Raw genomic sequence first — 20,415 nt, 5'->3', positions numbered from 1 at the left:
GAACGCTCGCACCTGGACTTGCTCCCTTCGTCGTCACCAACAGGACGCCACAGAGCTACACACCCAGAGAACGTTCGTAGAACTCACCCGACCGGTGCTGTACGCAACAACCCACCACACTGCCGATTCCCCGAGAGAACGCCGCACTGGCCGATGGTGTCGTGGTGGTGGAGGCCGGAGCGCGAAGCGGTGCCCGCAATACCGTGAAATGGGCTCGGCGCCTGGGACGTCCGGCCTTGGCGGTGCCGGGGCCCATTACTTCGGCTTCCTCCGTGGGCTGTCATCGGATGATCCGGGAGGGGGAGGCGTTCCTGGTCACCAGCGCCGATGAGGTGCTGGATGAGGCGGGGCCGCTGCGGCTTTCGCTGCCGGGTGTGGTGCCGTCGGCGCCGGAGGAGAACCTCACCGGGGACGAGGCGCGTATCTGGGCGGCGCTGCCGTCCGTCGGGTCGAGACTGCCGCGTTCGCTCGCCGATGGCTCGGGGCTCACGCTGCCCGTCACTCGCGCGACATTGACATCACTGGAGCTCGCGGGGCTGGTGGCCTGTGACGAGAACGGCTGGTATCGCGTCGCGCAGCGCGGTCAGGAGGTGCGGATGAAGGCTTGACCGGCGGGCCGAATAGCAGAACACTCAGGGTAGGCAACTCAATACACGAATGTATCGAATGGGGTCCGTGATGACCGAGTACGACGTAGTGATCCGGGGCGGCATGGTGTTCGACGGCAGCGGTGCGGCACCGGTCGCGGCCGATGTCGGAGTGCGGGACGGGAAGGTCGCCGCGATCGCGCCGGGGCTGCCGGATGGTGTGCGCACGATCGATGCGGCCGGCCGGTGGGTGATGCCCGGAATCCTCGACGTGCATACGCATTACGACGCCGAAGCCCTGGTGGCGCCCGGTCTCGGGGAGTCGGTCCGGCACGGTGTGACCTCCGTCGTGCTCGGCAACTGCTCCCTGTCGACGGTGTACGCGGGCGCCGAGGATTGCGCGGATATGTTCGCGCGGGTGGAGGCGCTGCCCTGGGATATCGTGCACGGCGCCATCAAGGAATCGAAGACCTGGCAGGATCCGGCGGGCTATGCGGCGGCGCTGGAGTCGCGGCCGTTGGGCGCGAATGTGGCCGCGTTCATCGGGCATTCGGATATTCGTGCCACGGTGATGGGGCTGGGGCGCTCGGTGGATGCGGAGGCCCGCCCGACCGATACCGAGCTGGCCGCCATGCGCCGGATGCTCACCGACGCACTGGATGCCGGGTTCGTCGGCTTGTCCACGATCCGCAGTTCGTTCTCCAAGCTGGAGGGCACGCGTTTCCCAGCCCGGCAGCTGCCGTCGACCTATGCCACCTGGCGTGAATACCGCCGCCTGAACAGGATTCTGCGCAAGCGCGGCCGGGTGCATCAGAGCACGCCGAATCTGGCCATGCCCGCCGAGGTCGCGCTGTATCTCGCGCAGAGTGTCGGGTCGCTGTTCCGGCGGCCGCTCAAGACCACGCTGATCGCGGCGGCCGATGTGAAGGCCGATCGCCGTGCGTCCTGGGCGGCGACCTTCGCCGCGACTCTCGCGAACCGGTTCGGTGGCGAGTTCCGCTGGCAGCATCTGCCGGTGCCTTTCGAGGTCTATGCCGATGGCGTGGATCTGGTGGTGTTCGAGGAGTTCGGTTCCGGCGCAGCGGCATTGAATGTCCGTGATGAGATGGAGCGCGGCAAGCTGCTGGCCGACGAGTCCTATCGTCGCCGGTTCCGCAAGGATGTGGCCAAGCGTTTCGGTCCGCGGGTGTGGCATCGCGATCTGTACGACGCCGAGATCATGGCCTGCCCCGACGCGTCGGTGGTCGGCAAGTCGTTCGGCGCGGTCGCCGATGAACGCGGTATCGAACCCGCCGATGCCCTGCTCGATCTGGCGGTGGAGCACGGTTCGAAACTGCGCTGGCGCACCACGATCGCCAATGACCGCGACGATGTCCTCGATCGTCTGCAGCAATCCCCGGTGGTGCAGGTCGGTTTCGCCGATTCCGGCGCGCACCTGCGCAATATGGCCTTCTACAACTTCGGCATCCGCCTGCTGGAACGCGTCCACCAGCGCGGCTTCATGCCCGTCGAAACCGCGGTCCACCGCCTGACCGGTGAACTCGCCGACTGGTACGGCCTGGACGCCGGCTACCTCCGCCAAGGCCACCGCGCCGATATCACCGTCATCGACCCCGCCGGTTTCGACGGCACCAGTTCCGCCTACGCCGAGGCCCCCTTCCCCGCCGGCGGCAGCCCCCAGCGCATGGTCAACCGCAATGACCGCGCTGTCACGGCAACCCTGGTCAACGGCCACATCGTCTACGCCGAAGGCGAATTCGCCGAGGGCTTCGGCACCACCCTCCACGCCGGCACCTTCCTACGCGCCACGGACCGCTGACAGCTCGCTACCTACCCCTGAGCGGGCGCGCTGGTCGCGCCCACCTCCGAGACGGGGATCGTGCCGGCGCTGTGGTGGATTCGGTCCAGTACGGGGGATCACGACACTGCGGCGCTGTGACGGAATCGGCCCAGTATGGGGATCGCGGCACTGTGGCGATTCGGTCGGGTGTGAGGAGGCGCGGCCCTCTGGCGAATTCGGTCCGGTGTGAGCGAGCACGGCGTTGTGGTGGATTCGGATCGGTGTGGGCGGCGCGGGGGCTTGCGTTCGCGGGGGAGGGCGGTGAACGTGGGGGGATGCGTGAACTGCCCGAGGATCTGGAGGCGTTGCTGACCGAGTACGGGCGGCATTTGCGGCTGGGGCGGAATCGGTCGGAGCATACGGTGCGCGCGTATGTGGGGGATGCGCGCGGACTGCTGGAGCATCTGCTGGGGCGGGGCGCGGATTCGGGTGTGGGGGAGGTGGATCTGGCGTTATTGCGGTCGTGGCTGGCGGAGCAGGCGGCGGGCGGGGCGGCGCGCACGACCATGGCGCGGCGGGCCTCGTCGGCGCGCACCTTCACGGCGTGGCTGACGCATACCGGGCGGCTGGCGGCGGATCCGGGGCCGCGGCTGGGGTCTGCGCGGGCGCATCGGGTGTTGCCTTCCGTGCTGGGGAAGGAGCAGGCCAGGGCGGCCATGGATGCCGCGGAATCCGGTGCGGCGCAGCGTGATCCGATGGCCCTGCGGGACCGGCTGATCGTGGAGATGCTGTATGCCACCGGCATCCGGGTGAGCGAGCTGTGCGGGCTCGATATCGAGGATGTGGATCGGGAACGGCGGCTGGTGCGGGTGCTGGGCAAGGGCAACAAGGAGCGGGCCGTGCCGTTCGGCGGTCCCGTCGAAGGGGCGCTGGAGGATTGGCTGCGCCACGGTCGGCCCGCCTTCGCTACCGCGGCCTCGGGACGGGCGTTGTTGCTCGGCCGCCGCGGTGGCCGCCTCGACCAGCGTCAGGCCAGAACCGTTGTGCACGAGGTCGTCTCGGCCATCCCGGGAGCGCCCGATATGGGTCCGCACGGATTTCGTCACACCGCCGCGACGCATCTGCTGGAGGGCGGCGCGGATCTGCGTGTGGTGCAGGAGATCCTGGGCCACGCGAGCATGGCGACCACGCAGCTCTACACACATGTGTCGATCGAGCGCCTCAAGAAGGTCCACGATCAGGCTCATCCGCGCGCATGAGACCGCTGCCGGAAGCCCGAGATTCCGACGAGGCCGAGTCTTATGCAGTGGTGCCAGGGTCTCCGGAATCGCCGGTCATCCTGCATGTTCCGCACTCGTCGCGGGAGATACCCGCCGTGGTCCGCGCGGACATCCTGCTCGACGACGCCGCCCTCGAGCACGAGCTCGACCTCATCACCGACGCCCATACGGCATTGATCGCCGCCGAGACCGCGTCATTGTCCCGGGTTCGCCCCTGGCAGTTCGTGAATCGGCTGTCCCGCCTGGTTGTCGACCCTGAGCGGTTTCCGGACGAGCGGGAGGAGATGCTCACGGTCGGTATGGGTGCGGTCTACACATCCACCACGCACCGCGCGCCGCTGCGCCCTCCGGACTTCGATCCGAAGCCGCTGCTGGAGCGCTACTTTCACCCGTACGCGCAGGCCATGACAGCTGCCGTCGCCGACCGCCTGGCCGCAACCGGCCGCGCGATCATCCTGGACGTGCACTCCTATCCGACCGTCCGCTTGCCCTACGAACTGCACGGTGGCGGCCCGCGTCCGCCGATCTGCCTGGGCGCCGATACCTTCCACACCCCGCCCGCCTTGCTGGCCCGTGCGACGGAGGTTTTCAGCGATTTCGGTGGAGTAGGTGTGAATTCTCCGTTCGCGGGTACCTATGTGCCGTTGGATTTCTACGGCAGCGAGTCGCGGGTGGCGGCGCTGATGGTGGAGATCCGCCGCGACACCTACATGGCCGAGCCCGGCGGCCCGCCCGGTCCGGGAATGACCGGCCTGGCCGCGGCGTTGGCAGCACTCATCACCGACATCTAGTAGTTGGCGTCATATTTTGGTGTATCGACGACCTATCGGAATTCTGCTAGTGTCACTTAGGTAATCCTAATTACGGAGGTGGCTCTTGGCACGCTCGCGCACGACCCTCACGGTTCAGCACACGATTCGGCTCACCGATCACCTGATCCGCGTACATCTGGGCGGACCCGGCTTCGCGTCCTTCCATCCGAACGAATTCACCGACGCCTACGTCAAGCTGGTCTTCCCCGGACCCGACGGCGAAACCGTCCGCACCTACACCGTGCGCTCGGTCGATCCGGCCGCCGAGGAGATCGCCATCGACTTCGTCTACCACGGTGACGAGGGTGTGGCCGGCCCCTGGGCCGCGGCCGCCGAACCCGGCGACACCATCGAGCTGATGGGCCCGGGCGGCGCCTACGCCCCGCGTGCCGACGCCGACTGGTACCTGCTGGCCGGTGACGAATCCGCGCTGCCGGCCATCGCGGCCGCCTGCGCGGCGCTCCCGTCCGATGCGGTCGGCAGTGTCTTCGTCGAAATCGCCGGTCCCGCCGACGAACTCGCCTTCGTCCACCCCGAGGGCGTCGACCTCACCTGGGTGCACCGCGGCGACACCGCCCCCGGTCAGCTGCTGGCCGCGGCCGTCCGCTCCGAGCCTTGGCGCGACGGCCAGGTCCACGTCTTCATCCACGGCGAAGCCGAAGCCGTCATGCACAACCTCCGCCCCTACGTCCGCAAGGACCACGGCGTCCCCGCCGACTGGGCTTCCATCTCCGGCTACTGGCGTCGCGGCCGTACCGAGGAGGGCTTCCGTCGCTGGAAGGCCGAGCTGGCCGAGACCGAAAAGGCCGCTCCCGCCGGCGTGTGACCTACCGCACCTACGTCCGGGCCGTCGAGGTGGAAGCTGTTTCCTCCCAGTCGATGTGGTGGTCGTAGGTGCGGCGCATGGACTTGGAGTTGGCCATGCGGGGGAGCGCCAAGGGCATGAAGACTGCCATCAATGCGCGGCCGACGGGGCCCGCGGCCTTGTTGCGGTTGACTCTGGCGGCGCGCTTGATGATTTCTTCGACGGCAGTGGGCCAGGACGACCGCATCTTCTATGGCCAGCGATGCGCCCTGACCCGAACTGCCGGCCCCTGCCCCTGCGTGACCGCCTGCGCGCCGAGATCCCCCGCGCAATGAAGGCCCGCGACCGCGACGCCACCAAGGCCCTCCGCTCGGCCCTCGGCGCCATCGACAACGCCGAGGCCGTCGACGCCTCCGACGTCCAAGCCGGCGCCATCGAATCCAGCACAGTCGGCCTGGGCACCGCCGAACGAGCCCGCCGCCACCTCACCGAATCCGACATCGAAGCCATAGTCCGCAACGAAATCACCGAACGCCTCACCGCCGCAGCAGAATACGACTCCCTCGCCGGCGGCGCCGACCGCGCAGCCGCCCTCCGCGCCGAAGCCGCCGCCCTCACCGCCCACCTCGACGGTTAGGTCGGGTCAGCGGGGGCGGATGGCGTTGATGTAGCGGGCGGCGAACCAGCGTTGGATGAGGCGGACGATGGGGCCGCCGAGGCGGGTGTACCAGGTGCCGGGGTTGGAGAAGGCGGCGACTATGGCGTGGACGGAGTCGTCTGCGGGGTCGTATTCGACGGCGAAGAGTTCTTCGCCGCTTTCGGGGTGGCCGGGGAGGGTGCCGTAGGCGAAGCCGCGGCGGTTGGGTTCGTCGACGACGTAGACGACTCGGCAGGGGGCGTCGACGCCGATGGGGCCGAGGCCGAGGCGGACGGTCAGGTGGGTGCCGGGTTCGGCGGTGGGGGTGCTCGCGTGCTGGAAGATGGCGGTGGCCTTCTGCATTTCGTAGGCGAGGATCTGATTGCCCGCGGTCTCGAAGACGGCGCGGCCCGAGCCGATGCGGCGGCGGAGGCGGAAATGGTCGTAGCCAGGGGGGAATTCGCCCTTGGTCGCGCCGGGATCCGGGTAGGAGAACGGGACGGTGGCTGGCTCGTGCGACATGGCTTCAATCCTTACGCGTGCGGGATGGACTGGGTAGGACTGGCCTCGATCAGGGTGGGTCCACTGGTTTCAGGCGGAGTGGGCCGTGGTGGAGGAGGCCTAGGGGATTCAGGTATTCGCGGCCGCGGCGTAGGCCCCAGTGGAGGCAGGCGGGGGCGGGGCAGCCGGGGTGGCCGGGAACCACGGTGCCGAGGGGGTCGCCGCGATTTACTCTGCGGCCCAAGGGGATCGAGGCGGTGACCGGTTCGTAGGTGGTGCGGAGTCCGCCGGGGTGGTCGACGGAGACCACCGGCTTGCCCGCGACCGTACCGGCGTAGACGACGATGCCATCGCCTGCGCTGAGCACGGATTGCTCTGGTGTTGCGGCCAGGTCTACGCCGCGGTGGCCGGGGAGCCAGTCGTGTTCGGGGTTGTCGAAGGCGCGCACTATCGCGGGCCGTGGTCGCAGCGGCCAGTCGAAATCTCCGGTGGGTGCGGCCAGCGCGGTCCCGGCGGCGAACACCGGACCGAGCAGTAGGGCGATCATCATCGACATGACCGGGCGCATGTACCCAGGTTGCGCTTGCCCGGCCTTAGCCGGGATACCGTTGTCGGCGATTGTGGATGGGTTTCCCGATTGTGAACAGCGTTATTGTCAGTCCAGCCGGTAGGAGTACACCGCGCATGACCGCCCCGGAAACCGAAGAGCCGCAGCTCGATTACCGTTTCACCCTCGCCAACGAGCGCACCTTCCTGGCCTGGATGCGGACCGCGCTCGGCCTGCTCGCGGGTGGTGTGGCGGTGCACGAGCTGGTGCGGCCCTTCCGGCATCACGGGGTGCGCACGGCCGTGGGCATGGCGTGCATCGTCCTGGCGGTCATCATCGCGGTCGGCGCGTACGGCCGCTGGCGCAAGGTGCAGGCCGTCATGGAGGCCGGCGGCGTGCTGCCGCGCACGGTGATGGTGCCCATCCTCGCCTTCGGTATCGCGGTCATCGCGGCGCTGGCGAGCATCGGCCTGCTGCTGTCGTGACCGGGTTCACCCCGCGAATGATCGAGCACCGGCGATGACCGAGAGCAAGGAAGCGGGCTTGGCCGCCGAGCGCACCTCACTCGCCTGGCGTCGCACCGCCATCGGTGCCATGGCCAATCTGGTGCTCTTCATGAAGGTCGCGTTCAAGAGCGGTTTCTGGCCGGTCACCGTTCTCGCGTTCGTCGCGATCGCGGCGCTGGCCGTGGTGACGGTGGTCTGTGTAGGTCGTAGCCGCGTGCTGCATTCGCATCGAAAAGGCAACTGGAGCAATGGCCGTCGCGCGATCACCGTCATGTCGGGTGCCATCGGCTGTGTGGTGGTGACGGCGTTCGTCATTTCGATCGCGTACGCGGCATCGCTGCCTTGACCTGCCGCGCTTGCCATTCGGCGCGCTCGATCGCGTAGTGCCGCATCGGCCCCAGTACTCCCTGCGCAGTCCCGATGCGCCGCATGCCCAATCGTTCGACGACCGCCACCGAACCGCTGTTGCCCTCATCGACCTCGGCCAGCACCTGCGGTAATCCGAGCCCGAAGCCGTACTCCAGCACTGCGAACGCGGCCTCACCTGCGAATCCTTGCCCCCAATACGCGGGATCCAGGCTGTAGACGACTTCGATTTCGGGCCCGCCGTCGAGCCGCCGCAGCCCGGCAGTGCCGATGAGCGGCCCGGATTCGGCGGATCGCAATAACCAGATCCCGAATCCCGCTGTGGCGAAATCCTTTTCGGACGAGGAAATCACCTCCGCGACTTCCTCGTCGGTGAGTATTTGCCCATCGAACAGGAATTGCCGAACCAGTGGTTTGCGCCACAGTTCGCACAGCTCCCGCAGCTCGCTTCCGTGTACCGGAGTGAACGTCATTCGCTCGGTTCGCACGACCCTCACGCTAGGCTGCTGAACACCCCGTAAGCACCGGGTTTTCCCTTGTCCGAGGCCCCGATTTCGGTCTGGGGGACCTCCTGCGTAAACTGGGTCAGCGGTTTGCGTGAGCGCGAACCGACTTCGCGCGCCCGCTTCGAGGGTCGTCGGCTGGTCCCCTGAGCATTTGCCAGAGGGTTCCGGTGGCCGCGGGCGCCAGGGCAGGGATCGCCGATCCCTGTGTCAACCAGCAACGAGAGGAAGTTACGGAGCCATGGCTGTCGTAACAATGAAGCAGCTGCTCGACAGCGGCGCGCACTTCGGTCATCAGACCCGCCGGTGGAACCCGAAGATGAAGCGTTTCATCTTCACCGACCGCAACGGCATCTACATCATCGATCTGCAGCAGACGCTGACCTACATCGACAAGGCCTACGAGTTCGTCAAGGAGACCGTTGCCCACGGCGGCACCGTCCTCTTCGTCGGTACCAAGAAGCAGGCCCAGGAGTCGATCGCCGCTGAGGCGACCCGTGTCGGCATGCCCTACGTGAACCAGCGCTGGCTGGGTGGCATGCTCACCAACTTCTCGACCGTGCACAAGCGGCTGCAGCGCCTGAAGGAGCTGGAGTCGATGGAGCAGACCGGCGGTTTCGAGGGTCGCACCAAGAAGGAAATCCTCATGCTGACGCGTGAGAAGAACAAGCTGGAGCGCACCCTGGGCGGCATCCGGGACATGGCCAAGGTTCCCTCGGCCATCTGGGTTGTCGACACCAACAAGGAGCACATCGCCGTCGGTGAGGCTCGCAAGCTGAACATCCCGGTCATCGCGATCCTGGACACCAACTGCGATCCCGACCTGGTCGACTACCCGATCCCGGGTAACGACGACGCGATCCGTTCGGCCGCGCTGCTGACCAAGGTCGTGGCCTCCGCTGTTGCCGAGGGCGTGCAGGCTCGTGCCGCGCGTGCCACCGGCGATGCGAAGCCCGAGGCCGGCGCCGGCGAGCCGCTCGCCGAGTGGGAGCAGGAGCTGCTGTCCCAGGCCGCCCCGGCCGCCGAGGCTGCTGCCGAGGCGACCGCGGAGCCCGCCGTGGAGACCGCTGCCGAGGCGGAGCTGAAGGAAGACCCGGCCACCAAGACCCCGGCCGACTTCTGATCCACCCGCCGCGAGGCAATGTTCACCTTGCCGACCCTTGTTTTTGAATGGGCACTGCCGTTCGATGACGGTCGGCAAGGTGTGACCACCACAGACTTTCACTCACAAAGGGAGGCTCGCCCGAGATGGCGAACTACACCGCCGCCGATGTGAAGCGGCTCCGCGAGCTCACCGGCTCCGGAATGATGGACTGCAAGAAGGCGCTCGAGGAGAACGCGGGCGACTTCGACAAGGCCGTCGAGTTCCTGCGCATCAAGGGCGCCAAGGATGTCGGCAAGCGCGCTGAGCGCTCGACCGCCGAGGGCCTGGTCGCCGCGCAGGACGGCGTCATGATCGAGATCAACTCCGAGACCGACTTCGTCGCGAAGAACGCGGAGTTCCAGGAGCTGGCGAACAGCATCGTCGCCGCGGCCGCCAAGGCCCGCCCGGCGGATCTGGATGCGCTCAAGGCTGTCGACCTGGGTGGCAAGACCGCCGACCAGGCCGTGCAGGAGCTGGCCGCCAAGATCGGCGAGAAGCTCGAGCTGCGTCGCGCCGTGTCCTTCGAGGGCCCGGTCGCCACCTACCTGCACAAGCGTGCCACCGACCTGCCGCCCGCCGTCGGCGTGCTGGTCGAGTACAAGGGTGAGGGCGAGGCTGCCGCCGACGCCGCTCGCGCCGCCGGTATGCAGGTCGCGGCCCTCAAGGCCAAGTACCTGACCCGCGAGGATGTCCCGGCCGAGGTCGTCGCCAAGGAGCGCGAGATCGCCGAGGCCACCGCCAAGGAAGAGGGCAAGCCCGAGGCTGCCCTGCCGAAGATCGTCGAGGGTCGCGTGAACGGCTTCTACAAGGACGTCGTCCTGCTGGAGCAGTCGTCGGTCACCGACAGCAAGAAGACCGTGAAGGCGCAGCTGGACGAGGCCGGTGTCACCGTGACCCGTTTCGCTCGCTTCGAGGTCGGCCAGGCGTAATTCGCCTGCACAGTCGAAAAGGCCCCTCGCCCATCGGATTCCGATGCGCGGGGGGCTTTTGCGTGAGGCGGGTCGGTCAGAGGCCGGCGGGCAGGCTGCCGGAGGACAGCGAGGTCAGCAGGCCGGAGGGGGACAGGCCGCCGGGGTTGTTGCCGGGGATCGGGCTGGTCAGCAGGTTCGAGCTGCCGGTGCCGGTGCCCGGCGTGGTGGCGACGTCTTGCGGGGCGTTGGCCGGGGTGAGGGGGATTTCGGCGGCCGCGGTTCCGGCTGCGCCGAGCAGTCCGGCTGCGCTGAGGGCGAGGGTGGCGAGCCCGGTGCGGACCGCTCGGTTCTTCGTGATCATGGGCCCGAATACTATTTGAAATGCTTTTATTTCAGTAGGGATTGAGGCCATCAATTTTCAGGCGCAGCCCCGAAATATTCTCGGCCGCAGCCGAGGCGGACAGTAGCAGCTCCGTCAGCTCGGCGAGATAGTTTTTGTTTTCCCGTCGGTGGTGTGCACCCAGTCGTCGAAGGTCATGAGGCTCGGGTGGAAGGCTCGCAGGGCGGGTATGTCGATGGCCGGTACGGGGCGGGAGTTGAAGAAGGCGAACATCTTTCCCACTTGCTCGTCGAAGGCGCTGATTCGCTCGATCGGGATCTGCGCGGTGCGGGGGGTCAACCCGGCTGCGCGGGCGAGGATTTCGGCGATGCGGGTGGGTGGTAGTACATCGCCTGCGATCTCCAGGGTGCGGCCCAGGAGCTGGTGCGGCCGTTCGAAGGCGACGGCCGCGAACTGCCCGATGTCGTGGATGGCGATCAGGGGCATCGGGGTCGCGGGGTCGACGGGGAGGGCGAGTACCAGGTGGTCGCCGTCGCGGGTGGGCCGGTTGTAGGTGGCGAAGTTGTCCATGAAGGACACCGGGCGCAGCACGGTGGCGGGCAGCGCGAGCGACCGGATGTATTCCTCGATGTGTTCCTTGGCGTCGTAGTACTCGATGCCGGACCCGGCGCCGACGCCGTTGAGCGAGCTGTACACCAGGTGGCTGATTCCGGCCTTGGCGGCGAGGTCGGCGACGGTGCGGCCGTGTCGTTCCTCGGCGGCGACGGCGTCGAGGCTGATATTGGCGCCCACCATCATGGTCATCATGAGGAACACTCCGTGCGCGCCGTCCATGGCCGTGCGCAGGGAATCCTCGTCGCCGAGGTCGCCCGGGATGAGCTCGGCGCCCGCGTCGGCGAGCGCACGGGCGGCCGGGGCGCCGGTATTTCGGACGAAAGCCCGTACTGGCCAGCCTCTTTCGAGGAGTGCGCGGGCCGCCGCCCCGCCCTGCCGGCCGGTTGCGCCGATCACCAGTACGGGTCCCTTGTGCTCGTCCATGTCCTGCTCCAGGTTCTCGAATCTGGTGATCACGGTAGGAATTCGCACGCGGAGCTGTCCTGGTGGCGATACTGCTAGGTAGGAGTCTGTACAGGGGAAACTCGAAATGGTAAGCGGCAACGGTACTCCCGGATCGGCCGCGGCGCGGCATGCCCAGCTGGGGGAATTCCTGCGTGCCCAGCGGGCGCGGCTGCAGCCGCACGATGTGGGGTTGCGCCCTTATGGCGATCCGGCGCGCCGCCGGACCCCGGGCCTGCGCCGCGAGGAGGTCGCCGAGCTGTCGGGCGTGGGGCTGACCTGGTACACCTGGCTGGAGCAGGGGCGCGAGGTGGATGCGAGCCGGCAGGTCATCGACGCGCTGGCCCGCACGCTGCGGCTGGATCCGGATCAGCATCGGCATCTGCGTTTCCTCGCCGGTCTCGCGGAGCCGGAAGCCGATGGTGCGGAGTCGGATCGGACGCGATTGTGGCGCATGGTCGATGCGGTCATGCCCAGTCCGGCGTCGATCTACGATTCGGCCTTCGATTATCTGGCCTGGAATCGGGCCTATGCGCGGGTGCGTGACGATCCGCTGGAATTGCCGCCGCAGCGCCGCAATGTGCTCTGGATGATGTTCAGCGACAACAACAATCGGCGTCACCTCAAACATTGGGACGAGGCGGCGCGGGCGGTGCTGAGCCAGTTGCGGGATGCACTGGGCCGGCACCCCGGTGATCTGCGGCTGCTGGAACTCATCGACGGATTGTGCGCGGAGAGTCCCGAATTCCGTCGATGGTGGTCGGAGTATCCGGTGCGGCGTTTCCGGCCGGCCGTCATCACCGTCGAGCATCCGCGGGCCGGTCCGATCGAGCTGGAGTTGTTCCAGTGGCGGCCGGTGGAGGATCCGACCCTGCTCATGGTGGTGCAGGTGCCCGCGAATGCGGTGGCGGCGGCGCGGGTGACGCGGTTGCTGGCGCCGGAATGGGGGCCGGATGCGGCGAATCCGTGAGGTGAACAGAGGGTCGGGTCGAAGGCTCGGGCCCGCGTGGTGCAGGATAGACAAAGTTTGTTGCCGTCCCGAGCGATTCACTGGCCGGGATGGTCTTTTCCTGTGCGTGCACACGCTCACTGCCGAGGACAAGGAGACCGATGACGGACCCGGATACGGCGCCCGACCGCAAGGGCTATCGCCGAGTGCTCCTCAAGCTGGGTGGCGAAATGTTCGGCGGTGGACGCGTCGGCCTCGACCCAGATGTGGTGCAGACCGTCGCCGAGCAGATCGCGGAGGTCGTCGAGGACGGTGTCCAGGTCGCGGTCGTGATCGGCGGCGGCAATTTCTTCCGCGGCGCCGAACTCGAGGAGCGCGGCATGGAGCGCGCTCGCTCGGACTATATGGGCATGCTCGGCACTGTGATGAATTCGCTTGCGCTGCAGGATTTTCTGCAGAAGCAGGGCATCGACACCCGAGTGCAGACCGCCATCACCATGGGGCAGGTCGCGGAACCGTACCTGCCGTTGCGTGCGAAGCGGCATCTGGAGAAGGGCCGCGTCGTGATCTTCGGCGCGGGGATGGGTATGCCGTACTTCTCCACCGATACCACCGCGGCGCAGCGCGCTCTGGAGATCGGTGCGGAGGTGGTGCTCATGGCGAAGGCCGTGGACGGTGTCTTCACCGCCGATCCGCGGGAGGACCCGACCGCCACCATGTACACGGAGGTCACGCACAAGGAGGTGCTGGAGCGTGGGCTGAAGGTTGCCGACGCCACCGCATTCAGCCTCTGTATGGACAACCAGATGCCCATGTTGGTGTTCAATCTGTTGACAAAGGGCAACATTGCCCGTGCCGTCGCCGGTGAGAAGATCGGCACGCTGGTCCGGTCGTGACCGCGACGACAAGAACGATGACGCAGTGGAGGAATCGCCGTGATTGAAGAAGCGCTCTTCGACGCCGAGGAAAAGTTCGAGAAGGCCGTCTCGGTGGTGAAGGATGACCTGGGCACGCTCCGGACGGGTCGCGCGAATCCGGGCATGTTCTCCCGGGTGGTCGTGGACTACTACGGTGTGCCGACGCCGATCACCCAGATGGCTTCCATCACCGTGCCCGAGCCGCGGCTGCTGGTCATCAAGCCGTACGAGCAGGCGCAGCTGGGACCCATCCAGACCGCGATCCGTAACTCGGATCTGGGTGTGAACCCGACCGACAATGGCGACATCATCCGGGTGAGCGTGCCGCAGCTCACCGAGGAGCGCCGCCGTGACATGGTGAAGCAGGCCAAGTCGAAGGGCGAGGACGCCAAGATCGCGATCCGTAATGTGCGCCGCAAGGCCATGGAGGAGCTGGGTCGTATTCAGAAGGACGGCGAGGCGGGCGAGGACGAGGTCGGCCGCGCCGAGAAGGAACTGGACAAGACCACGGCAAAGTACGTCGCGCAGGTCGACGAACTGGTGAAGCACAAGGAAGCTGAACTGCTCGAGGTCTAGGGACGGCCGGCGGCGCCGGCCGGGGGTAGGGACGAACGGACGATCAAGGTGAGCGACGGGACAATCGTGGCCGAAGAAACAGCCGCCGCCGGCAATGCGACGCCGCCCGATACGGGTGGCGCCATGCCGGATTCCGGGGTGGTTGTGCCCGATTCGAGTGCGGCGGGGGCTGATTCGAGCCTGGCGGGACCCGGTTCGGGTGCGGCGGGGCCGATTTCGGGTCCTGCGGGGCAGGACGCGGGCCGTAATGGTGCGGCGCCCGCCTCGAAGGCCGGGCGGAATCTGCCCGCGGCGCTGGCGGTCGGGTGCGCGCTGGGGTTCTCCCTCATTGCGATCCTGTTGTGGGCGCCGAAGGTGCTGATCGGCGTGATCGCGGTGGCGATCGCGGTGGCGACCTGGGAGGTCGCCAAGCGGCTGCGCGAGGCCGATGTCCTGGTGCCGCGGATTCCGCTGCTGGTGGGCGGGCAGGCGATCATCTGGCTGGCGTGGCCGTCGGGTCCGCAGGGCGTGCTGGGGGCGTTCGGGGCGACGGCGCTGAGCGTCATGATCTGGCGCCTGTTCGATCACGGCTTGTCGGCGACGCCGCGAAACTATTTGCGCGATACCGCGATTGCGATCTTCACGCTGTCCTGGATTCCGCTGCTGGCCGCGTTCGCGGTGCTCATGCTGCTGGAGCACGACGGCAATCTGCGGGTGCTGACCTTCATGATCCTGGTGGTCTGCTCGGATGTGGGCGGCTATGTGGCGGGGGTGTTGTTCGGTAAGCATCCGATGGTGCCGCACATCAGCCCGAAGAAGTCCTGGGAGGGCTTCGGCGGTTCGCTGGTGTTCTGTGTGATCGGCGGCCTGCTGACGGTGACGCTGCTGCTGCAGGCGAATTCGATGATCGGTGTGCTGCTGGGTGTGGCGCTGGTGCTGGTGGCGACCTCGGGTGACCTGATCGAATCGCAGGTCAAGCGGGAGCTGGGCATCAAGGACATGGGGACGTTGCTGCCCGGGCACGGCGGCATCATGGATCGGCTGGACTCCATGCTGCCGTCGGCCTTCGTGGCGTGGCTGGTGCTGACGGCGCTGTTGTAGCGGTTGCCCGTGTGCCGGGGGTCCGGGGGTGAAACCCCCGGGCCCCTTCCTATTTCGCCGTCTTCTTGGCGGCGCGGCGGAGTTGCAGGATCCGGTAGCCGCCCACCAGGGCGGTCACCAATGCGCCCATGATGACGGCCAGGAGTACGAGTACTCCGATGGGCAGGTTCCACTGCCACGTGAACAGCTGGACGTGGGCCTGCTCCAGGTTCTGCAGGATGAAGATCAGTACGACGATTCCGAGTACTGCGGCAGCTACGAGACCGACCCAGGCATAGCCCGCTCGGGTCTTCAGTACCCCTTGGCCCTTTTTCTGTGTGTCCTTGTTCGGGGTCGGTTCCGCCCCGGATGCTGGTACGGCGGTCATGAGTTGATCATTGCCGATTGCTATCAAAGGTGCACGTATCTGGTCGTCTTGGCGCGAATGTCGGGCCCGAACGGCGTGGATTCCGATCGAGGTGGGACACTGGACGGGTTATGACTGCCGCTCCCTTGCCCCTCGTCTTCGATGCCCCGCGCCGCGGTATGCCGCCGCGCCACCTCGCCGACCTCGACGCCGCCGAGCGTCGCGCGGTGGTCGAGGAGCTGGGCCTGCCGAAGTTCCGGGCGGATCAGATCGCGCGGCAGTACTACGGCCGGCTGGTGGCCGACCCGCAGCAGATGACCGATCTGCCCGAGGCGCTGCGCGCGAAGGTGGGCGAGGCCCTCTTCCCGCAGCTGCTCACCGAGATCCGCCACATCGAGTGCGACGACGGCACCACTCGCAAGTCCCTGTGGCGCGCCAATGACGGCACCCTGCTCGAATCCGTCCTCATGCGCTACCCGGACCGCAATACCCTCTGCATCTCCAGTCAGGCCGGCTGCGGCATGGCCTGCCCCTTCTGCGCCACCGGCCAGGGCGGCCTCAACCGCAACCTCTCGACGGCGGAGATCGTCGATCAGGTGCGTGCGGCGGCCGCGGCGCTCCGCGACGGCGAGGTGGCGGGCGGTCCCGGCCGTCTGTCCAACATTGTGTTCATGGGTATGGGTGAGCCGCTCGCCAACTACAAGCGCGTGGTGAACGCGGTCCGCCGCATCACCTCTCCGTCCCCGGAGGGTTTCGGCATCTCCCAGCGCTCTGTGACGGTCTCCACGGTCGGCCTGGCCCCCGCGATCCGCAAACTGGCGGACGAGGACATGACGGTGAGACTGGCCGTCTCCCTGCACACTCCGGACGATGAACTCCGAGACACCTTGGTGCCGGTCAACAACCGCTGGCCGGTAGCCGAAGTCCTCGACGCCGCCCGCTATTACGCCGACAAGTCCGGCCGCCGCGTCTCCATCGAGTACGCGCTGATCCGCGACATCAACGACCAGGGCTGGCGCGCCGACCTGCTCGGCAAGAAGCTCCACAAGGCCCTGGGCCCCCTCGTCCACGTCAACCTCATCCCCCTGAACCCGACCCCCGGCAGCAAGTGGGACGCGAGCCCCAAGCCGGTCCAGGACGAATTCGTCCGCCGAGTCCACGCCCAAGGTGTCACCTGCACCGTCCGCGATACGCGCGGTCAGGAGATCGCCGCCGCCTGCGGCCAGCTCGCCGCCGAAGGCTAGTCAAGCGGATCCGTGTTGTCGACGGCATCCCTGGCCGAATATCGTTGCGGCACAGTCAGCAACGTGCTCTAGGCTCGGCAGGACTGAAGAAAGTGCAGGGGGTCTGGGCTTCGCTGGGATTTGAGCCGTACGTCGGTAGTAAGGATATTTGGATTCGATCCGCCTATGAGTGCGAGCATACATATGCCGAATTTGCTCGAAAAGTGGACAACCTGGCTACTGCCTCGTCGAATGAGGTGTGACAAAGGGCAGTGAATCCAGGGCGAAGGCGGTCGATGCCGAGGAGTAGCCGGACGCTCGGAGTGCCAGCCTGCTGAGCGCTCCGGCGCCGCCCGATCTGGGCGCTTCGGTGGACTGGTCGAGCTCGAGCGGATCCGACGCTCGGTAGCCCAGGGCTCTGATGCGGTCATGACGCTAGGCTGACGGCATGAGCGAGGCTATCGATTGGTCATGGCTGCGTACCTCGATCCCGATTATTGATATGGCCATGTACCTGGGTATGCCGGAGGATATCGCCCGTTCCGTCGAGATTCGGGACGGCATGATCGTGCACTGCGAGTCGCCCTCGCCGAATCATGTCGCGATCAGCGACAACATCAAAGGGGCACTGCGCGACGCGGTTTCCAAGAGGCCGAGCGGTGCGCCGTGCCTGCGGGCCAGCGGTGAGCTCGACATGTTGGTTTCCGAGGTTCCCTTCCACTACAAACGGCCGGACGCGATCGTGTATCGCTGTATCGACGAGCCGCGAGGCAAGTGGAAGACCAAGCCGACGGCGTCGGACACTCTGCTTGTCGTCGAGGTTGTATCGCCGAATACGGTGACCGCGGATTTGGTGGAAAAACGTGCGGACTACGCACGACTGGGCATCCCTTACTACTGGATTGTTCGCATGGTGCAGGACGACGGCCCCGCAGCGTCGATCGAGATGTTGCGGCTCACCGCCGACGGGACGTATGTCCGGGAGAATATGTCATTGCGGCCACGGGGGGACGCGGTGGCGGTCGATGCTGCGGACCCGCTCGATGTGACTATCAGCTGGAATCAACTCGATCTCGGTTTGGACTGATCCTCGCTCGCAGACACGGCGGCTATGGTGTTGCGGGCAGCTTGCGACGGAAGGCTGGACGAAAAGACCCGCGAGGCGGCGTTTCACCGCATCGCGGGCCGTGGGAGCTGTCAGCTCGCTCGTGGCTCAGTGCCACCCGCCTCGATGATGCCCGTGACCCCACTGGTCGAAGATCGGCCGGAAGAAGTCGAAGAACGGGTGAAAGAGCTGAAACATGGTTCTCTCCAAATAATTCGGTGATGCACCGCGCGAATCCGTTTGTGCCGCACGGTGATCGGTCTTATCCGTATTCAAGATCGGTGCCGACGTCTTCCAATCTGCCGTGGCGGGCTGTACGTGCCCTCGCATTGTGCTGGAAGATTGCTGGGAATCAACGCCGGCGGCGATATCCCGCACGCGCGGTCGGGAAATCGCCGTCGCCTGCAGCCGACTCGCGGCGGCGGGCCCAGGTCCGCGTCCGGCACGTAGACTGGTGAGTGGCGCCGGCAATAGCTGAGCCCTTTTTCAGGCCTCTCTGCGGTCGAATTTTCACATCGCGATGCCGCCCGACTTTCTCGAAGGGGCGAATGTGGCAACTACCGTTGAAGGGGACGAAAGCGAGTCCCCGGCACTCCGTCGGGCACGTAAGGAAGCCGAGCTCACCGGGAGCGGGGACTCGACGCGGGCGTATCTCAAGCAGATCGGCCGGGTTCCGCTGCTCTCCGCGGACGAGGAAGTCGATCTGGCGATCCGGATCGAGGTGGGGCTTTTCGCGGCGGAGAAGCTACGGATCGAGTCCGAGACGCCGTCGGGCCTCACCGCCCCGTATCGCCGTGACCTGGCGCGGGTGGTGCGGGACGGCGCGGATGCCAAGAGTCATCTGCTCGAGGCGAATCTGCGCTTGGTGGTCTCGATCGCGAAGCGGTACACGGGGCGCGGTATGGCGTTTCTCGACTTGATCCAGGAGGGCAATCTGGGTCTGGTGCGCGCGGTCGAAAAGTTCGACTACAGCAAGGGATTCAAGTTCTCGACCTATGCCACCTGGTGGATTCGCCAGGCGATCACCCGCGCCATGGCCGATCAGGCTCGTACGATCCGCATTCCCGTGCACATGGTGGAGATCATCAACAAGCTCGGTCGGGTGCAGCGTGAGTTGCTGCAGGAGCTGGGCCGCGAGGCCACGCCCGAGGAGCTCGCCAAGGAATTGGACATCACCAGCGCGAAGGTCCTGGAGATTCGGCAGTACGCCCGGGAACCGATCTCGCTGGATCAGACGATCGGCGACGAGGGGGACAGCAACTTCGGTGATTTCATCGAGGATTCCGAGGCTGTCGTCGCGGTCGAGGCGGTGGCCTTCGTGCTGCTGCAGGAGCAATTGCAGTCGGTGCTCGGCACTCTCACCGAGCGGGAGGCGGGGGTGGTGCGGATGCGATACGGGCTGGGCGACGGTCAGCCCAAGACCCTCGACGATATCGGGAAGGTCTACGGCGTCACGCGTGAGCGGATCCGGCAGATCGAGTCGAAGACGATGTCGAAGCTGCGTCATCCCTCGCGCGCACAGTCATTGCAGGGCTACCTCGAGTAGCCCGCCGCGTCAGCGAGTCGGTCAGGCGGCCATATCGCCGGTCAGCGGTGCGCGGCCGATGGTGGTGCGCAGGGTGTCGAGGGGGAGGGTGCCGTCGGCCATCGAGCGGCGCAGGCGGTGGATGCCCTGCAGGTCCTTGCGGATGGTGTCGGCGATGTCGACGCGGCTGTCCGGGTCGTCGATCCAGTCGACGGGGACCTCGTGGATGCGCAGGCCCGCGCGCTGGCCGATGACGAGCAGTTCGGTGTCGAAGAACCATTCGTTGTCGTGGACGAGGGGAAGTACGCGCCGGCCGACCTCGGTGCGCATGGCTTTGAATCCGCATTGCGCGTCGGAGAAGGAAGCGTGCAGCGACATCTTCAGGATCTTGTTGTAGCTACGCGAAATGAATTCACGCTTCGGCCCCCGCACGACCCGCGACCGGCGATCCAGCCGAGTCCCGATAGCGAGGTCGGAGTGTCCCGACACCAGCGGCGCTACCAGGGGTAGCAACCCGTTGAGGTCGGTAGACAGATCGACATCCATGTAGGCGACCACCTGAGCGTCGGAAGCCAGCCAGGCAGTGCGCAACGCCCGCCCGCGCCCCTGCTGCTCGAGGTGCAGCACCCGCACATTGTCGTATTCCTCGGCCATGATCTCCGCGACCTGCAAGGTGCAGTCGGTGCTCGCATTGTCCGCGATCGTGATCCGGGCACTGAACGGGAATCCCGCGTTCAAGTACTCGTTCAACCGATGCACGGTAGCCCCGAGATCCTCTTCCTCGTTGTAGACCGGGATCACGATATCGAGAACCGGTGCAACCCTGGCAATTTCGGCCTGCTTCGCCTCTCGGGGCGTAGTCACGATCTGCGTCATACCAACTACTCTGCCGCGCCCCCTTTCCACGAACCTGTATGCA

At 66.7% G+C, this 20,415-nt stretch carries 23 protein-coding genes and 2 pseudogenes; 17 read left to right on the top strand and 8 right to left on the bottom strand.

Annotated elements, in window-relative coordinates; translation table 11 throughout:
- The first annotated feature begins 119 nt into the window (after positions 1-119).
- From ACH438_RS08185 to ACH438_RS08165, 5 genes are all read left to right on the top strand, one after another.
- Positions 120-608 carry a DNA-processing protein DprA gene (locus ACH438_RS08185; RefSeq protein ID WP_397003690.1) on the top strand — a complete coding sequence of 163 codons (489 nt, stop codon included), beginning with the start codon at positions 120-122 and terminating at the stop codon, positions 606-608.
- Positions 609-678: 70 nt separating this feature from the next.
- Positions 679-2,406, top strand: coding sequence for an amidohydrolase family protein (locus ACH438_RS08180; protein WP_397002609.1), 1,728 nt, complete (start codon positions 679-681; stop codon positions 2,404-2,406).
- Between the two features lie 296 nt (positions 2,407-2,702).
- Positions 2,703-3,626: a tyrosine recombinase XerC gene (locus ACH438_RS08175; protein WP_397002607.1), complete on the top strand. Its 924-nt coding sequence runs from the start codon at positions 2,703-2,705 to the stop codon at positions 3,624-3,626.
- A gap of 50 nt (positions 3,627-3,676) precedes the next feature.
- Entirely contained in the window at positions 3,677-4,438 is a 762-nt protein-coding gene (locus tag ACH438_RS08170; RefSeq protein ID WP_397002605.1) for an N-formylglutamate amidohydrolase, read from the top strand.
- Between the two features lie 85 nt (positions 4,439-4,523).
- Positions 4,524-5,285 (top strand): siderophore-interacting protein, encoded by a 762-nt coding sequence (locus ACH438_RS08165; protein WP_397002603.1) that lies wholly within the window; start codon positions 4,524-4,526, stop codon positions 5,283-5,285.
- 10 nt (positions 5,286-5,295) lie between these two features.
- Here the strand turns inward: ACH438_RS08165 and ACH438_RS08160 are convergent, their stop codons facing one another.
- Entirely contained in the window at positions 5,296-5,511 is a 216-nt protein-coding gene (locus tag ACH438_RS08160; RefSeq protein WP_397002601.1) for a hypothetical protein, read from the bottom strand.
- Between the two features lie 15 nt (positions 5,512-5,526).
- Between ACH438_RS08160 and ACH438_RS08155 the strand changes: the two genes are divergently transcribed.
- Positions 5,527-5,901 (top strand): hypothetical protein, encoded by a 375-nt coding sequence (locus tag ACH438_RS08155; RefSeq protein WP_397002599.1) that lies wholly within the window; start codon positions 5,527-5,529, stop codon positions 5,899-5,901.
- Between the two features lie 6 nt (positions 5,902-5,907).
- On the opposite strand, the gene ACH438_RS08150 is transcribed toward ACH438_RS08155, so the two are convergent.
- Both ACH438_RS08150 and ACH438_RS08145 read right to left on the bottom strand, forming a co-directional pair.
- The gene (locus ACH438_RS08150; protein ID WP_397002597.1) at positions 5,908-6,423 is read right to left on the bottom strand and encodes a DUF1990 family protein; all 516 of its coding nucleotides are present in this window, start codon (positions 6,421-6,423) and stop codon (positions 5,908-5,910) included.
- A 49-nt stretch (positions 6,424-6,472) separates the two neighbouring features.
- The gene (locus tag ACH438_RS08145; protein ID WP_397002595.1) at positions 6,473-6,970 is read right to left on the bottom strand and encodes a M23 family metallopeptidase; all 498 of its coding nucleotides are present in this window, start codon (positions 6,968-6,970) and stop codon (positions 6,473-6,475) included.
- A 116-nt stretch (positions 6,971-7,086) separates the two neighbouring features.
- On the opposite strand from ACH438_RS08145, the gene ACH438_RS08140 reads away from it, so the two are divergent.
- Positions 7,087-7,434 (top strand): YidH family protein, encoded by a 348-nt coding sequence (locus tag ACH438_RS08140; RefSeq protein ID WP_397002593.1) that lies wholly within the window; start codon positions 7,087-7,089, stop codon positions 7,432-7,434.
- A gap of 58 nt (positions 7,435-7,492) precedes the next feature.
- Positions 7,493-7,801 (top strand): DUF202 domain-containing protein, encoded by a 309-nt coding sequence (locus ACH438_RS08135; protein WP_397002591.1) that lies wholly within the window; start codon positions 7,493-7,495, stop codon positions 7,799-7,801.
- Here ACH438_RS08135 and ACH438_RS08130 read toward each other — a convergent pair.
- Positions 7,767-8,309: a GNAT family N-acetyltransferase gene (locus tag ACH438_RS08130; RefSeq protein ID WP_397002589.1), complete on the bottom strand. Its 543-nt coding sequence runs from the start codon at positions 8,307-8,309 to the stop codon at positions 7,767-7,769. The genes ACH438_RS08135 and ACH438_RS08130 overlap by 35 nt on opposite strands.
- A 256-nt stretch (positions 8,310-8,565) precedes the next feature.
- Here ACH438_RS08130 and rpsB point away from each other — a divergent pair, with 256 nt between their 5' ends.
- Together rpsB and tsf are read left to right on the top strand one after the other, a co-directional pair.
- The gene (gene rpsB / locus ACH438_RS08125) at positions 8,566-9,447 is read left to right on the top strand and encodes a 30S ribosomal protein S2 (RefSeq protein ID WP_397002587.1); all 882 of its coding nucleotides are present in this window, start codon (positions 8,566-8,568) and stop codon (positions 9,445-9,447) included.
- 125 nt (positions 9,448-9,572) lie between these two features.
- Positions 9,573-10,397 carry a translation elongation factor Ts gene (gene tsf, locus ACH438_RS08120; protein WP_397002585.1) on the top strand — a complete coding sequence of 275 codons (825 nt, stop codon included), beginning with the start codon at positions 9,573-9,575 and terminating at the stop codon, positions 10,395-10,397.
- Between the two features lie 76 nt (positions 10,398-10,473).
- On the opposite strand, the gene ACH438_RS08115 is transcribed toward tsf, so the two are convergent.
- Both ACH438_RS08115 and ACH438_RS08110 read right to left on the bottom strand, forming a co-directional pair.
- The gene (locus ACH438_RS08115) at positions 10,474-10,740 is read right to left on the bottom strand and encodes a hypothetical protein (protein ID WP_397002583.1); all 267 of its coding nucleotides are present in this window, start codon (positions 10,738-10,740) and stop codon (positions 10,474-10,476) included.
- A 114-nt stretch (positions 10,741-10,854) separates the two neighbouring features.
- Positions 10,855-11,805 carry an NmrA/HSCARG family protein gene (locus ACH438_RS08110; protein WP_397002581.1) on the bottom strand — a complete coding sequence of 317 codons (951 nt, stop codon included), beginning with the start codon at positions 11,803-11,805 and terminating at the stop codon, positions 10,855-10,857.
- A gap of 58 nt (positions 11,806-11,863) precedes the next feature.
- Here ACH438_RS08110 and ACH438_RS08105 point away from each other — a divergent pair, with 58 nt between their 5' ends.
- The 4 genes from ACH438_RS08105 to ACH438_RS08090 all read left to right on the top strand — a co-directional run bounded on the left by ACH438_RS08105 (position 11,864) and on the right by ACH438_RS08090 (position 15,297).
- Positions 11,864-12,745, top strand: coding sequence for a helix-turn-helix transcriptional regulator (locus ACH438_RS08105; protein ID WP_397002579.1), 882 nt, complete (start codon positions 11,864-11,866; stop codon positions 12,743-12,745).
- Between the two features lie 140 nt (positions 12,746-12,885).
- Positions 12,886-13,620 (top strand): UMP kinase, encoded by a 735-nt coding sequence (pyrH, locus tag ACH438_RS08100; RefSeq protein WP_397002577.1) that lies wholly within the window; start codon positions 12,886-12,888, stop codon positions 13,618-13,620.
- Positions 13,621-13,659: 39 nt separating this feature from the next.
- Positions 13,660-14,217, top strand: a complete 558-nt coding sequence (frr, locus tag ACH438_RS08095) for a ribosome recycling factor (RefSeq protein ID WP_397002575.1) — start codon at positions 13,660-13,662, stop codon at positions 14,215-14,217.
- Positions 14,218-14,265: 48 nt separating this feature from the next.
- A complete protein-coding gene (locus ACH438_RS08090; RefSeq protein WP_397002573.1) occupies positions 14,266-15,297 on the top strand; it encodes a phosphatidate cytidylyltransferase in 1,032 nt (343 codons plus the stop codon).
- Between the two features lie 49 nt (positions 15,298-15,346).
- Here ACH438_RS08090 and ACH438_RS08085 read toward each other — a convergent pair whose 3' ends face one another.
- A complete protein-coding gene (locus ACH438_RS08085; RefSeq protein ID WP_397002571.1) occupies positions 15,347-15,664 on the bottom strand; it encodes a lipopolysaccharide assembly LapA domain-containing protein in 318 nt (105 codons plus the stop codon).
- A 110-nt stretch (positions 15,665-15,774) separates the two neighbouring features.
- Here ACH438_RS08085 and rlmN point away from each other — a divergent pair, with 110 nt between their 5' ends.
- The 3 genes and pseudogenes from rlmN to ACH438_RS08070 all read left to right on the top strand — a co-directional run.
- On the top strand, positions 15,775-16,887 hold the full coding sequence (rlmN, locus tag ACH438_RS08080; RefSeq protein WP_397002569.1) for a 23S rRNA (adenine(2503)-C(2))-methyltransferase RlmN: 1,113 nt from the start codon (positions 15,775-15,777) through the stop codon (positions 16,885-16,887).
- 427 nt (positions 16,888-17,314) lie between these two features.
- The gene (locus ACH438_RS08075) at positions 17,315-17,953 is read left to right on the top strand and encodes a Uma2 family endonuclease (protein WP_397002567.1); all 639 of its coding nucleotides are present in this window, start codon (positions 17,315-17,317) and stop codon (positions 17,951-17,953) included.
- A 589-nt stretch (positions 17,954-18,542) separates the two neighbouring features.
- Positions 18,543-19,517, top strand: a pseudogene (locus tag ACH438_RS08070) (RNA polymerase sigma factor); the annotation flags it as partial.
- A 24-nt stretch (positions 19,518-19,541) separates the two neighbouring features.
- Here the strand turns inward: ACH438_RS08070 and ACH438_RS08065 are convergent.
- Positions 19,542-20,372, bottom strand: a pseudogene (locus tag ACH438_RS08065) (dolichyl-phosphate beta-glucosyltransferase); the annotation flags it as partial.
- Positions 20,373-20,415: the final 43 nt, after the last annotated feature.

Origin of the sequence: Nocardia sp. NPDC020380 (assembly GCF_044386975.1) — a bacterium.
Lineage (GTDB): Bacteria > Actinomycetota > Actinomycetes > Mycobacteriales > Mycobacteriaceae > Nocardia.
The sequence above is the reverse complement of the archived record's forward strand: the minus strand, read 5'-3'. Positions and strand labels throughout refer to the sequence as shown.